Raw genomic sequence first — 15,112 nt, forward strand, 5'->3', positions numbered from 1 at the left:
CCCTGATGTCCGACGACAAGAAGCTGCTCGACTACCTCAGGCGCGCCACCGCCGACCTCGGTGACGCCCGGAGGCAGCTGCGCGAGGCCGAGCAGGCCCGCCACGAACCGATCGCCATCGTCTCGATGGCCTGCCGCTATCCCGGCGGCGCCGACACGCCCGAGCTGCTGTGGGACCTGGTCTCCCGGGGCACCGACGCGATCTCCGCCTGGCCGGTCAACCGCGGCTGGGACCTGGAGGGCCTCTACGACCCGGACCCCGAGCGGCCCGGCACCTCCTACACCCGGCACGGCGGCTTCCTGCACGACGCGGCCGAGTTCGACGCGGAGTTCTTCGGCATCTCGCCGCGCGAGGCCCTGGCGACGGACCCCCAGCAGCGGCTGGTGCTGGAGACCGCCTGGGAGGCGGTCGAGCGGGCCGCGATCGACCCCCGCACGCTGCGGCGCACCGGCACGGGTGTCTTCCTCGGCGCGATCGGCAACGGCTACGGCGCCGGCTCGCGCCACCTCCCCGATGTCCAGGGCCTGCTGGACACGGGGACGGCGAGCAGCGTGGTCTCCGGCCGGATCGCCTACACCCTGGGCCTGGAGGGCCCGGCGGTGACCGTGGACACGGCCTGCTCCTCCTCGCTGGTGGCCCTGCACCTGGCGATCCGGGCCCTGCGGGCGGGCGACTGCACGCTGGCCCTGGCCGGAGGGGTGTCGGTGATGGCGACCCCCGACGCCTTCGTGGCGTTCAGCCGCCAGCGCGCGCTGTCGGCCGACGGCCGCTGCAAGGCGTTCGGGGCCGACGCCGACGGAACCGGCTGGTCCGAGGGCGTCGGCGTCCTGCTGCTGGAGCGGCTGTCGGACGCCCGGCGCAACGGGCACCCGGTGCTGGCCGTCGTCCGCGGTTCGGCGACGAACCAGGACGGCGCGAGCAACGGCCTGACGGCGCCCAGCGGACCCGCCCAGCAGCGGGTGATCCGGGCGGCGCTGGCGGACGCGGGGCTGTCGGCGTCCGAGGTGGACGTGGTGGAGGCGCACGGCACCGGCACCACGCTGGGCGACCCGATCGAGGCGCAGGCGCTGCTGGCGACGTACGGTCAGGACCGGCCCGCCGACCGCCCGCTCTGGCTGGGATCGCTGAAGTCGAACATCGGCCACACCTCGGCGGCGGCCGGTGTGGGCGGCGTCATCAAGATGGTGCTGGCGATGCGGCACGGCGAACTGCCCAGGACCCTGCACGCGGACCGGCCGTCGCCCATGGTGGACTGGTCGTCGGGAGCCGTGGAGGTCCTCTCCGAGGCCCGCGCCTGGAACGACACGGACCGCCCGCGCCGGGCCGGGGTTTCCGCCTTCGGCGTCAGCGGCACCAACGCCCATCTGATCCTGGAGCAGGCCCCGGCGGAGGAGGAAGCCGAACCGCCGGCCGAAGCCCCGGCCGACGGCGCCGCGCACCCGCTGCCCTGGGTGCTGTCGGGGCGTACCGACGAGGCCCTGCGCGACCAGGCGGCCCGGCTGCTGGCACACCTGGGCGCCGCTCCCGGAACCCTGCGGGCCGACGGCACCGGCCGCGCCCTCGCCCTCACGCGTACCGCCTTCGAGCGGCGGGCCGTGGTCGTGGGCGCCGATCCGGACCGGCTGGTCGCCGGTGTGAAGGCCCTGGCCGAGGGCCGGTCGGTGCCGGGGCTGGTGCGGGGCGACGGGGTGTCCTCGGGGCATGTGGTGTTGGTGTTCCCGGGTCAGGGTTCGCAGTGGGTGGGTATGGCTGCGGAGTTGTTGGCCGGGTCGGGGGTGTTCGCGGGGCGGATGGCGGAGTGCGGGCGGGCTCTGGCGCCCTTCACCGATTGGTCGTTGACGGAGGCGCTGGGTTCGGAGGCGCTGCTGTCGCGGGTGGATGTGGTGCAGCCGGTGCTGTGGGCGGTGATGGTGTCGCTGGCGGAGGTGTGGCGGTCCTTCGGTGTGGTGCCGGACGCGGTGGTGGGTCACTCCCAGGGCGAGATCGCGGCGGCGTGCGTGGCGGGTGGTCTGAGTCTGGAGGACGGGGCGCGGGTGGTGGCGCTGCGTTCGCGGGCGATCAGGGTGCTGGCGGGTCGTGGCGGGATGGCGTCGGTGCCGTTGCCGGTGGAGGTGGCCCGGGAGCGGATCGCCCCGTGGTCCGGCCGGCTGTCGGTGGCGGCGGTGAACGGTCCGTCGTCGACGGTGGTGTCGGGTGATGCGGACGCGGTGGCGGAGCTGGTCGGTGTCCTGGTCGCGGAGGGGGTGCGGGCGCGGGTGATCGAGGTCGACTACGCGTCGCACTCCGCGCACGTGGAGGAGATCCGCGAGCAGCTGGTCTCCGACCTGGGAGGCATCGCACCGCTCGCCGGTTCCGTGCCGTTCTTCTCGACGGTGACGGGTGGTCGGCTCGACACCGAGGCCCTGGACGCGGAGTACTGGTACCGCAACCTGCGGGAGACCGTCGAGTTCGAGCGGGCCACGGAGGCGCTGCTGGGGGAGGGCTTCCGGTTCTTCGTCGAGGCCAGTCCGCACCCCGTGCTCACCTTCGGCGTCCAGCAGACCGCGGACGAGGCCGACACCGCCGGCTCCGCGCAGGGCCCCGCCGTGGCGGTGGGCACGCTGCGGCGCGGCGAGGGCGGCCTCGACCGCTTCCTGACGTCCCTGGGAGAGGCCTACGCGGGCGGTCTGCCGCCCGACTGGGAGCGGGTGTTCGCCGGCCGCGGCCGGCAGGACGTCCCGCTGCCCACCTACCCCTTCCAGCGCCGCCCGTACTGGCTGGAGGACACCGGCCCGGCGGCGGGCGGCCCGTCCGGAACGTCCCCGGAGGGCGACGACTTCTGGGAGGCCCTGGGCGGCGGTGACCTGGACCGCTTCACCACGGCCCTCGGGGTCGCGCCCGAGGACCCGCTGAACGTGGTGCTCCCCGCGCTCGCCAGCTGGCGCACCGAGCGCACCGAGCGTTCGGTGGTCGACTCCTGGCGCTACCGCGTGACCTGGCGGGCCCTGCCCGAGGGGGCCCCGGCCGCACTGGACGGCAACTGGCTCGTCGTGTCGTCGGACGGTCAGTCGGAGGACGGGGTGAGCCGGTCGGAGGCGACCGTCCGCGTCCTGGAGCGGGCCGGGGCCTCGGTGGCCCACGTACGGATCACCGAGGCCCAGGCAGACCGCGCCGTGCTGGCCGGCCTGGTCCGCGCCTCCCTCGGCGCGCTGCCCGGCCCGGTGACGGGGGTGCTGTCGCTGCTGGGCCTCGACGAGCGCCCGCACTCCGCGCACCCCTCCCTCCCGCTGGGCACCGCGCTCAACCTGGCCCTGGTGCAGGCCCTCGGCGATGCCGGGGTCGACGAGCCGCTCTGGTGGGCGACCCGGGGTGCGGTGGCGGTCGGGGACACGGACGCCGGAAGTCCGGTCAGCGCCGCGCAGAGCCTGCTCTGGGGTCTGGGCCGGGTCGCCGCGCTGGAGTTCCCGCGGCGCTGGGGCGGTCTGATCGACCTCCCGGAGGTCCTGGACACGGACAGCGCCGCGCGGCTGTGCCGGGTGCTGGCCGGCGGGGCCGGGGACGAGGACCAGGTGGCGGTACGGGCCACCGGCAGCCACGGCCGGCGGCTGGTCCGCTCCGCCCTGGGCGACGCCGCGCCGCGGCGGAGGTGGCGCCCCGGGGGCACCGTGCTGATCACCGGCGGTACCGGCGGGATCGGCGCGCAGATCGCCCGCTGGCTGGCCCGGCAGGGCACCGGGCACCTGGTGCTGGTCAGCCGGCGCGGGGCGGACGCGCCGGGTGCGCCGGAACTCTCCGGCGAACTGTCCGCCCTCGGCGCCCGGGTCACCCTCGCCTCGTGCGACGTCGCCGACCTGGAGGCCCTGCGCGCGCTGAAGGACGGCCTCGAACAGGACGGCCACCGGATCAGCACCGTCTTCCACGCCGCGGGGGCCGGGCTGCTGGTGCCACTGCCCGACACCGACGCGGACGAGTTCGCCGACACCCTCCACGCCAAGGCCGGCGGGGCCAGGAACCTCGACCTGCTCTTCGACCGGGACACGCTCGACGCGTTCGTGCTGTTCTCCTCCATCTCCGGGGTGTGGGGCAGTGCCGTCCACGGCGCCTACGCCGCCGCCAACGCCTATCTCGACGGCCTCGCCGAGGACCGCAGGAGCCGCGGCCTCGCCGCGACCTCCGTGGTGTGGGGGATCTGGAACCCCGAGGGCGGGGCGGGGATGGCGGCCGAACTGGCGGAGGAGACCCTGCGCGGCCACGGCGTGCTCTTCATGCCGCCCGCGGCCGCGATCACCGGGCTCCAGCAGGTCCTGGACCACGACGAGACGGTGGTCGTGGTCGCCGACATCGACTGGGACCGCTTCGCGACGGTCTTCACCTCGGCCCGCCCCAGCCCGCTGATCGGGGAACTCCCCGAGGTGCGCACCGCGCTGGCCGCCGAACCGGGGACCGGCGGGACCGGGGCCGGGGGGACGCCCTCGGCGCTGCGCGACCGGCTGGAGCCGCTTCCGGCGGCCGAACGGACCCGGGTGCTGGTCGACCTGGTCCGGACCCACGCGGCCGCCGTCCTCGGGCACGGCTCGCCGGACGCGGTCGCCCCCGGCCGCGCCTTCCGCGACCTGGGCTTCGACTCGCTGACCGCCGTGGACATGCGGAACCGGCTCAACACCGCCACCGGTCTGCGGCTCCCGGTCACCGTCGTCTTCGACTACGCGTCGGCGACCGCGCTCGCCCGGCGGCTGGAGACCGGACTGCTGGGCGCCGCCGCCGAGGAGCCCGCCGCCGTCCGGCAGCCCCCGCCGACGGCACCCGCCGCGGACGACGACCCCGTCGTGATCATCGGCATGAGCTGCCGCTACCCCGGCGGCGTCCGCACCCCCGAGGACCTGTGGCGCCTCGTCGCCGAAGGCCGCGACGCCGTCTCCGGGCTGCCGTCCGACCGGGGCTGGGACCTCGACGCACTGTACGACGCGGACCCCGACCGGCCCGGAAGGAGCTACGCCGCCGCGGGCGGATTCGTCAGGGACGCGGACCGCTTCGACCCCGGGTTCTTCGGGATCTCGCCGCGCGAGGCCCTGGCCATGGACCCGCAGCAGCGGCTGCTGCTCGAAACCTCCTGGGAGGCGATCGAGCGCGCCGGCATCGACCCGGCGTCCCTGCACGGCACCCCGACCGGCGTCTTCGCCGGCGCCTCCTACCAGGGCTACGGCGGCACCCTGCGGGACGTCCCCGAGGAACTGGAGGGCCTGTTCATCGCGGGCATCTCCACCAGCGTCCTGTCCGGCCGGGTGGCCTACCAACTCGGCCTCCAGGGACCCGCCGTGACCGTGGACACGGCCTGCTCCTCGTCCCTGGTCGCGGTCCACCTCGCCGCGCAGTCGCTGCGCTCGGGCGAGTGCCGGCTGGCACTGGCGGGCGGCGCCACCGTGATGGGCACCCCGCTGTCGTTCACCGGCTTCAGCCGGCAGCGCGGGCTCGCCGAGGACGGGCGCTGCAAGTCCTTCGCCGCCTCGGCCGACGGCTTCGGCATGGCCGAGGGCGTGGGCCTGCTGCTCCTGGAACGCCTCTCGGACGCCCGCCGCAACGGCCACCCGGTGCTCGCGGTGCTGCGCGGCTCGGCGATCAACCAGGACGGCGCCAGCAACGGGCTGACCGCGCCCAGCGGCCTGGCCCAGCAGCGGGTGATCCGCGACGCGCTGGCGAACGCCCGGCTGACGGCCGCAGACGTGGACGCCGTCGAGGCGCACGGCACCGGGACCAGGCTGGGCGACCCGATCGAGGCGGACGCCCTGCTGGCCACCTACGGCCAGGACCGGCCGGCCGACAGGCCGGTGCGGCTGGGGTCGCTGAAGTCCAACATCGGGCACACCCAGGCCGCCGCCGGGGTCGGCGGGATCATCAAGATGGTGCTGGCGATGGAGCACGGTGAGCTGCCGCGGACCCTGCACATCGACCGGCCGACCCCGAACGTCGACTGGACGGCGGGCGCCGTCGCACTGCTGACCGAGGCCACCCCCTGGCCGGAGACCGGCCGGCCGCGCCGGGCCGGAGTGTCCTCGTTCGGCCTGAGCGGCACCAACGCCCATGTCGTCGTCGAGCAGCCGCCGGCCGGGTCGGCACTCCCGCTGCCGGGCCCGCCGTCCGGCGGGCCGTCCGCCGGGCCCGGTGCGACGGATCCGGGCGCCGCGCCGGCCGTCGTCCCGTGGGTGCTGTCCGGACGGACCGCCGAGGCGGTGAAGGCCCAGGCGGAACGGCTGCACGCGTACCTGACGGAGCGTCCGGAGCTGTCGCCCGCCGACGTCGGCTACTCCCTGGCCACCACCAGGACCGCCTTCGAGCACCGCGCGGCCGTCGTCGGCGACGACCGTGCGACCCTGCTGGGCGGTCTGGCCGCGCTGGCCGCGGGAGACCGCGCGCCCGGCCTGGTCGAGGGCACCGTCGCCCGGTCGGCCAGGACCGTCCTCGTCTTCCCCGGCCAGGGATCCCAGTGGGCCGGCATGGCCCGGGAACTGCTCGACCGCGCCCCGGCCTTCGCCGACCGGATCGCGGCCTGTGAACGCGCCCTCGCCCCGCACCTGGACTGGTCGCTGCTCGCGGTCCTGCGGGAGGAGCCCGACGCGCCCCCGCTGGACCGGGTGGACGTGGTGCAGCCGGTGCTGTTCGCCGTGATGGTGTCGCTGGCCGAGCTGTGGCGGGCGCACGGGATCGTCCCCGACGCCGTGGTCGGCCACTCCCAGGGGGAGATCGCCGCCGCCTGCGTGGCCGGCGCGCTCTCGCTGGAGGACGCGGCCCGGATCGTCGCCCTGCGCAGCCGGGCCCTGCTGGCCCTGACCGGACGCGGCGGCATGCTGTTCGTGCCGCAGCCGGCCGAAGCCGTGCGCGACACGCTGTCCGCCCACTACGGGGAACTCGACGTCGCCGCGGTCAACGGGCCGACGTCGGTGACGGTCTCCGGCGACCCGGCGGCGCTGGAACGACTGCGCGACCAGTACTCCGAGGCGGGCGTCCTGACCTGGCCGGTCCCCGGCGTGGACTTCGCCGGGCACTCGCCGCAGGTGGAGGAGCTCCGGGAGGAACTGCTCACCCTCCTCGCCGGCACCGCGCCGCGGACGTCCGCCGTCCCGTTCTACTCCACGGTCACCGGCGGCCCCCTGGACACCCGGGGCCTGGACGCCTCGTACTGGTACGAGAACCTGCGCCGGCCGGTGGAGTTCGGACGGGCGGTCGACGCACTCCTCGCCGACGGACACCACACCTTCGTCGAGTGCAGCACCCACCCCGCGCTGACCGTCTGGCTCCAGCAGGCCGTCGAAGCGGCCGGGGCCGGCGACGGAGCCGTCGTGGGCACCCTGCGCCGCTCCGAGGGCGGCCCCGGCCGGTTCCTCGCCGCGCTCACCGAGCTCCAGGTCCGCGGACTGCCGGTGGACTGGGGCACGGTGTTCGCCGGAACCGGCGCGCGCCGGCGGCCCCTGCCCACCTACGCCTTCCAGCAGCAGCGCTACTGGATGGAGCCCGCCGCCGAGCGGCCCGCCGGCGCCGTGACCGGCGCCGGCGCCACGACCGGCACCGGCCCGGCCGACTCCGGGTTCTGGGAGGCGGTCGACCACGGGGACCTGGACGCCCTCGCCACCACCCTGCGGGTCGAGGACGGGGAACTGAGGGCCTCCCTCGCCTCGCTGGTGCCCACCCTCGCCGACTGGGCACGCGGCCGGGCCGCCGACCGGGCCGCCGACGGCTGGCGCTACCGGGTCGCCTGGAAGGCCCTGCCGGCACCCGAGCAGCCCCGGCTCACCGGCAGCTGGCTCGTCCTCGCCCCGGCCGGCGCCACCGACGACCCGGCCGTCGCCTTCGCCGTGGAGGCCCTGCGCGGACACGGCGCCGCACCCGTCCTGGTCGAGGCGGGCCCCGACGCGACCGACCGGACCCGGTTCGCCGCACTGCTCCGCGACGCCCACGACCGCGCCGACGGGCCGCCCGCCGGAATGCTGTCGCTGCTCGCCCTGGCCGAGGAACCGCACGGCGACGGATCGGCGCTTCCCCGCGGCCTCGTCCTGACGGTCGCGCTCCTCCAGGCGCTGGGCGACCTCGGCACCGACGCCCCGCTCTGGTGCGCGACCCGGGGCGCGGTGTCGGTCGGCCGCTCCGACCGGATCGACAGCACGCTCCAGGCCCTGGTCTGGGGCCTCGGCGGGGTCGCCGGCGTCGAGTACCCGCAGCGCTGGGCCGGCCTGGTCGACCTGCCGCGACTGCTCGACGACCGGGTCGCGACCCGGCTCGCCGAAGCACTGACGAGCCCCGACGGCGAGGACCAGCTGGCCGTGCGAGCCACCGGCCGCTACGGCCGCAGGGTCGTCCGCGCCGGACTCGGTGACACCGCCCCCGTGCGCGACTGGACACCCGGGGGAACGGTCCTGGTCACCGGCGGCCTCGGCGGTCTCGGCGCCCAGATCGCCCGGTGGCTCGCCCGCACCGGCACCGCACACCTGCTGCTGGCCGGCCGGCGCGGCGCGCAGGCCCCGGGGGCCGACGCCCTGCTGACCGAACTGCGCGGCCTCGGCGCCGCCGTCACCGCGGTGGCCTGCGACGTCGCGGACCGCGACGCACTGGCGGAACTGCTCGCCGGCATTCCGGCCGAGCGCCCGCTGAGCGCCGTCCTGCACACCGCGGGCGTCCTCGACGACGGGGTGATCGACTCGATCACCCCCGAACGCGCGGCGGGCGTGCTGCGCCCCAAGCTCGACGGCGCACGCAACCTCGACGAGCTCACCCGCGGACTCGACCTCACCGCCTTCGTGCTGTTCTCCTCGCTCGCCGGCACGCTCGGCGGCACCGGTCAGGGCAGCTACGCCGCCGCCAACGCCTACCTCGACGCCCTGGCCCGCCGGCGCCGCGACCTCGGACTCGCCGGCACCTCGGTGGCCTGGGGCCTGTGGGGCGGCGACAGCCTCGCCTCCGGGGCGGTCGCCGAACGGCTGATCCGCGACGGCCTGCCCGCCATGGATCCCGCCGCGGCCACCGTCGCGCTGAGCCGGGCCCTCGACCACGACGACACGGCCGTTCTCGTCGCCGACTTCGCCTGGGACCGCTTCGCCCGGGCCTACACCGCGCTCCGGCCCAGTGCCGCCCTCGGGGACCTGCCCGAGGTACGGGAGGCGCTCGCCGCCGCCGACGCGTCCCGGAGCACGGCCGGCGGCGCCGAGCCACCGGCCCTGGCGCTGGCCGCACTGCCCCCGGTGGAACGCGACCGGGCCCTGCTGGACCTGGTCCGCGGTGAGGTCGCCGCCGTGCTCGGCCATCCCGGGCCCGAGGCGGTCGGGGCCGACCAGGCCTTCAAGGAGATCGGCTTCGACTCGCTGACCGCCGTCGAGCTGCGCAACCGGCTCTCCGCCGCCACCGGCCTGCGCCTGTCGGTGACCCTGGCCTTCGACTACCCGACGGCCACGGCCCTGGCCGGACACCTGCGCGCCGAACTGCCGGGGGTGCCCGCCGCACCGACGCCCGACGCCCCCGCCCGGGTGCCCGCGGCCGCCGCCGTGCCCGAGGACGAGGCGATCGCCGTGGTCGCCATGAGCTGCCGCTACCCCGGCGGCGTCAGCACCCCCGAGGAGCTGTGGGAGCTCGTCGAGGGAGGCCGGGACGCGATCACCGGCTTCCCCACCGGTCGGGGCTGGGACCTGGAGGGCCTCTACGACCCGGACCCGGACCGGACCGGCAGCACCTACGCGCGGGAGGGAGGCTTCCTGCACGACGCCGACCGCTTCGACCCGGCCTTCTTCGGGATCTCCCCGCGCGAGGCGCTGACCATCGACCCCCAGCAGCGGCTGCTGCTGGAACTCTCCTGGGAGGCGTTCGAGCGGGCCGGCATCGACCCGCTGTCGCTCAAGGGCAGTGCGAGCGGCGTCTTCGTCGGATGCAGCCACCACGACTACGGGTCGCGCGTCACCGAACCCTCCGAGGAGTTCGAGGGCTACCTCGGCATCGGCAGCGCGGGCAGCGTGGCGTCCGGACGGATCTCCTACAGCCTCGGCCTCGAAGGGCCCGCGGTGACCGTCGACACGGCGTGCTCCTCGTCGCTGGTGGCGGTCCACCTCGCGGCCCGGTCGCTGCGGGCCGGCGAATGCTCGCTGGCGCTCGCGGGCGGGGTGACCGTGATGTCGACCCCGGGCGCGTTCGTGGAGTTCAGCCGGCAGCGGGTGCTCGCGGAGGACGGCCGCTGCAAGCCGTTCGCCGCCGCCGCCGACGGCACCTCCTGGGCCGAGGGCGCCGGACTGCTCGTCCTGGAACGCCTCTCGGACGCCCGGCGCAACGGCCACCCGGTGCTCGCGCTCGTCCGCGGCTCCGCCGTCAACCAGGACGGCGCCAGCAACGGCCTGACCGCCCCCAACGGGCCTTCCCAGCAGAGGGTCATCCGGGCGGCCCTCGCCGACGCCGGACTGACCGCCGCCGAGGTCGACGCGGTGGAGGCGCACGGCACCGGGACCAGGCTGGGCGACCCGATCGAGGCCCAGGCGCTCCTGGCCACGTACGGCCGGGAACGCGATGCGCGGCAGCCGCTGTGGCTGGGGTCGCTGAAGTCGAACATCGGCCACAGCCAGGCCGCCGCCGGGGTCGCCGGGATCATCAAGATGGTGCAGGCCATGCAGCACGGGGCGCTGCCGCGCACCCTCCACGTCGACGAGCCGACACCCCACGTCGACTGGTCGGCCGGCGCGGTCCGGCTGCTCACCGACCACACCCCGTGGCCGGAGACCGGCCGCCCCCGGAGGGCCGCGGTGTCGTCGTTCGGGGTCAGTGGCACCAACGCCCACACCATCATCGAACAGCCCGTCGAACCGGCCCCGGCCGCCGCCCCCGTGCCGGCCGCCGCCCCGGCCGCCGCCCCCGCCCTGCCCTGGCTGCTCTCCGCGCGTGGCGCGGACGCGCTGCGCGAGCAGGCCGCTCGGCTGCTCCGGCACGTGGAGCACGCCCCGGGCCTCGCCGTCGCGGACCTCGGCCGCTCCCTGGCGCTGAACCGCAGCGCCTTCGAGCACCGGGCCGCCCTCACCGGAACCGACCGGCGGAGCCTGCTCCAGGGGCTCACCGCCCTCGCCGCCGGCGAGCCGTCGGCGGACGTGGTGAGCGGGGTCACCGGCCCGGTGGTGAGGACCGCCTTCCTGTTCCCCGGCCAGGGCAGCCAGCGCACCGGCATGGGCGCCGGACTGTACACGCGGTTCCCGGTCTTCGCCGACGCCTTCGACGCGGTCTGCGCGGAACTCGACCCGCTGCTCGACCATCCGCTGAGGGAGGTGATCGACGCGGCCCCCGGCGACCCCTGCCACGGTCTGCTGGACCGCACCGAGTACACCCAGCCCGCCCTGTTCGCCCTCGGTGTCGCCCTGTTCCGCCTCGTCGAGCACTGGGGCCTGCGTCCCGACCGGCTGCTCGGCCACTCCGTCGGCGAACTGGCCGCCGCCCACGTCGCCGGGGTGTTCACCCTGCCCGACGCCGCGGCGCTGGTGGTCGCGCGGGGACGGCTGATGCAGGCCCTTCCCGAGGGCGGCGCGATGGCCGCCCTCGGCGCGGGGGAGGAGGAGGTGCTGCCGCTGCTCGCGGGCCGCGAGAGCGACGTCGGCCTCGCCGCGGTCAACGGCCCGGCCTCGACGGTGGTCTCCGGCGACTCGGCCGCGGTGGACGAGATCGCCGCCGTGCTCGCCGCGCGCGGCCGCAAGACCCGACGGCTGCGGGTCTCGCACGCCTTCCACTCGCCGCTCATGGAGCCGATGCTCGCCGCGTTCCGCGAGGTCGCGGCACGGATCGTCCCGGGCGAGGCCACCGTCCCCGTCGTCTCCGACCTGACGGGTGAGCCGGCCACCGCCGAGCAGCTCGGCTCACCCGACTACTGGGTGGAGCACGTGCGCGGCACCGTCCGCTTCCAGGACGGCGTGCGCCACCTGGAACGCGAGGGGGTGACCGCGTTCCTGGAACTCGGACCCGACGGCGCGCTCTCCGCCCTGGGCCAGGACTGCCTGACCGGCGACACCGGCGACACCGGCGGCGCCGTCCTGGTGCCGCTGCTGCGCAAGGACCGGCCCGAGGCGTCCGCGGCGACGGCCGCCCTGGCGCGGCTGCACGTCGCGGGCGTCCCCGTGGACTGGAGCGCCGTCCACGCCGACCGCGCCGACCGCGCCGACCGGCCGTCCCGGCCCGCGGTCGACCTGCCGACCTACGCGTTCCAGCGCGGCAGCTACTGGCTGGAGGCCGGCCCGGCGACGGCGGACCTGCCCGCGGCCGGGCTGCTGACGGTCGACCACCCGCTGCTCGGCGCCGGAACCGAACTCGCGGACTCCGACGGCTTCCTCTTCACCGGCAGGTTCTCGGTCCGCAGCCACCCCTGGCTGGCCGACCACGGCGTCTACGAGGGCGTGCTGTTCCCCGCCACCGCGTTCCTGGAACTCGCGGTCCGCGCGGGCGACCAGGTCGGCTGCGACCAGGTCGAGGAACTGACCCTGGAGGCACCGCTGGTGCTCCCGCCGGGCGGGGCCGTCGCGCTCCAGCTCACCGTCGGGAGCCCGGACGCCTCCGGCACCCGCCCGCTGAGCGTCCACGCCCGGGCCGCCGACGACGGCCCCGACACCCCCTGGACCCGGCACGCGAGCGGTCTGCTCACCTCCGCCGGAGAGCCCGACCCGGTGGACCCGGCCGACGACCCGGCGGCCTGGCCGCCGCCCGGAGCCGTCCCGCTCGACACCGACGGCCTGTACGACCGCTTCGCGGGCGGCGGATTCGCCTACGGTCCGGCGTTCCAGGGCCTGCGCGCGGCCTGGCGGCTCGGCGACGAGGTCTACGCCGTAGCGACCCTGCCGGAGGAGCAGCGGCCGGCCGCCGCCGCGTTCGGTCTGCACCCGGCCCTGCTGGACGCGGCCCTGCACGCGCTGGTGTTCGACGTCCTGGAGGGACCCGCGCAGGGCTGGCTGCCGTTCTCCTGGAACGGGGTGCGCCTGCACGCCTCCGGCGCCACCGAACTCCGGCTGCGGCTGACCCCCACCGGCCGCGACGCGGTCACCGTACGGGCGACCGACGCCACCGGCCGGCCGGTGGTCTCGGCCCGTTCCCTCGTCCTGCGGCCCGTCTCGGCCGACCGCTTCAAGGCCACCCGCGCGGGACACCACGAGGACCTGTACCGCCCCGAGTGGCAGGCCCTGCCCGGGAGCGCCGCGACGGAGGCGGGCCGCGTCCCCGACCCGGAGTCCTGGACCGTGCTCGGGACCGCGACACCCCTGCCCACCGGCGCCGCGCCGCTCCCCGGCCGCACGGTCACCGACCTCGCCGCGCTGTCCGCCCTGCTCGACGCCGGCGCCCCACCGCCCCGGCTGGTCCTGGCCGCCCTCCCGCCCGGCCCGGCCCCGCACACACCGCCCGGCAACCTCCGCGACGCGGTCCACGACGGCCTCGGCACGGTCCTGGCCCTGCTGCGCGGCTGGCTGGCCGAGGAGCGCCTGACCGGCTCCAGGCTGGTCCTGGTGACCGCCGGTGCCGTCCCGGTGACCGGCGACGACGTCCCGGACCCGGCCCTGGCCGCGCTCTGGGGCCTGGTCCGCTCGGCGCAGACCGAGAACCCCGACCGCTTCGTCCTGCTGGACCTGGACGCCCACCCGACCTCTCCCGCCGTCCTGGCCGAAGCCCTCGCCTCCGGGGAACCCCAGCTCGCGATCCGGGCCGGCGCGGTCCACGTCGCCCGGCTGGCCCGGGTGCCGCTGGCCGCGACCGGGCGCACACCCGGCTGGGGCGGCGACGGAACCGTCCTGATCACCGGCGGCACCGGCGCCATCGGTGCGCACGTCGCCCGCCACCTGGCCGCCGAACACGGCGTCCGGCACCTGCTGCTGACCAGCCGCAGCGGACCCGCCGCCGACGGCGCGGCGGAACTCCTCGCCGAACTCGCCGCCCTGGGCGCGCACGCCGAGATCGCCGCCTGCGACGCCGCCGACCGCGACGCCCTCGCGGCCCTGCTGGCCGCCGTTCCCCCCGCACACCCGCTGACCGGGGTGGTGCACGCCGCGGGCGTCCTGGCCGACGGCGTCGTCGCCACCATGACGCCGGAACAACTGGAGTCCGTCCTGCGCCCCAAGGTGGACGCGGCGATCAACCTGCACGAACTCACCGCCGGCGAGGACCTGTCCGAGTTCGTCCTGTTCTCGTCCATCGCCGGGGTCTTCGGCGGCATGGGCCAGGGCAACTACGCCGCCGCCAACGCCTTCCTGGACGCACTGGCCCACCGGCGCCGCGCCGACGGGCTGTCCGGCCGCTCCCTCGCCTGGGGCCTGTGGGCCAACAGCACCGGGATGACCGGCGGGCTCACCGGGGCCGACCTGCGGCGGATCGCCCGCGGCGGGATCGTCGCCTTCGACCCGGCCCGGGGCCTGGCACTCCTCGACACGGCCGGCGCCCTCGACGAGCCCGTCGTCCTCCCGCTGCGGCTCGACACCGGGGCCGTCCGCGCCCAGGCCGCCGCCGGCGGCGTCCCCGCCCTGCTGCGCGCCCTGGTACGCCCCGGGGCCCGGCGCGGCACCGCGGGCCCCGCCGCCGGTACCGGCCCCGACGGGCCCGAGGCCCTGAAGCAGCGCCTCGGCTCCCTCAACGAGACCCAGCGGGGCCGGGTCCTCCTCGACCTGGTCCGCTCGCACGCCGCCCTGGTGCTCGGCCACAGCGGCCCGGCCGCGGTGGAGCCCGGCCGCGGCCTGCTGGAGGTCGGCTTCGACTCGCTGACCGCGGTGGAACTGCGCAACCGGCTGCGCGCCGCAACCGGCCGCCCCCTGCCGGCCACCCTGCTCTTCGACCACCCCACTCCGGCCGCGATCGCCGGACACCTGGCCACGGAACTGGTCCCCGACAGCGGGCCCGGTCCGGTCCCCGGCCTCGCCGAGCTGGACCGCCTGGAGGACGCCCTCGACGGCGCCCTCGACGACCCGGCGGACCGCGGCCGGCTCGCCGACCGGCTCCGGGACCTCCTGGACCGCGTCGCTCCGGCGGCCGGCGGGGCCGACGGCACGGCGGCCGACTCCATCGAGGACCGGATGGACGGCGCCAGCGACGACGAACTCTTCGACCTCATCGACAACGAACTCGGCCTGTCATGACACCGACCCGACACCCGAACCAG

1 protein-coding gene is annotated in these 15,112 nt (G+C 76.6%); it reads left to right on the top strand.

What is annotated here, in order from left to right; genetic code table 11:
• Positions 1-5 precede the first annotated feature (5 nt).
• On the top strand, positions 6-15,089 hold the full coding sequence (locus ACFCX4_RS00585) for a type I polyketide synthase (RefSeq protein ID WP_376137656.1): 15,084 nt from the start codon (positions 6-8) through the stop codon (positions 15,087-15,089).
• Positions 15,090-15,112 lie beyond the last annotated feature (23 nt).

The sequence above is a fragment of the Kitasatospora sp. NPDC056327 genome, assembly GCF_042261735.1.
Classification (GTDB): Bacteria; Actinomycetota; Actinomycetes; order Streptomycetales; family Streptomycetaceae; genus Kitasatospora.

Excerpts from the sequence above, each read along its gene's own strand:
- ACFCX4_RS00585 (WP_376137656.1), top strand. The coding sequence starts at position 6 with ATGTCCGACGACAAGAAGCTGCTCGACTACCTCAGGCGCGCCACCGCC.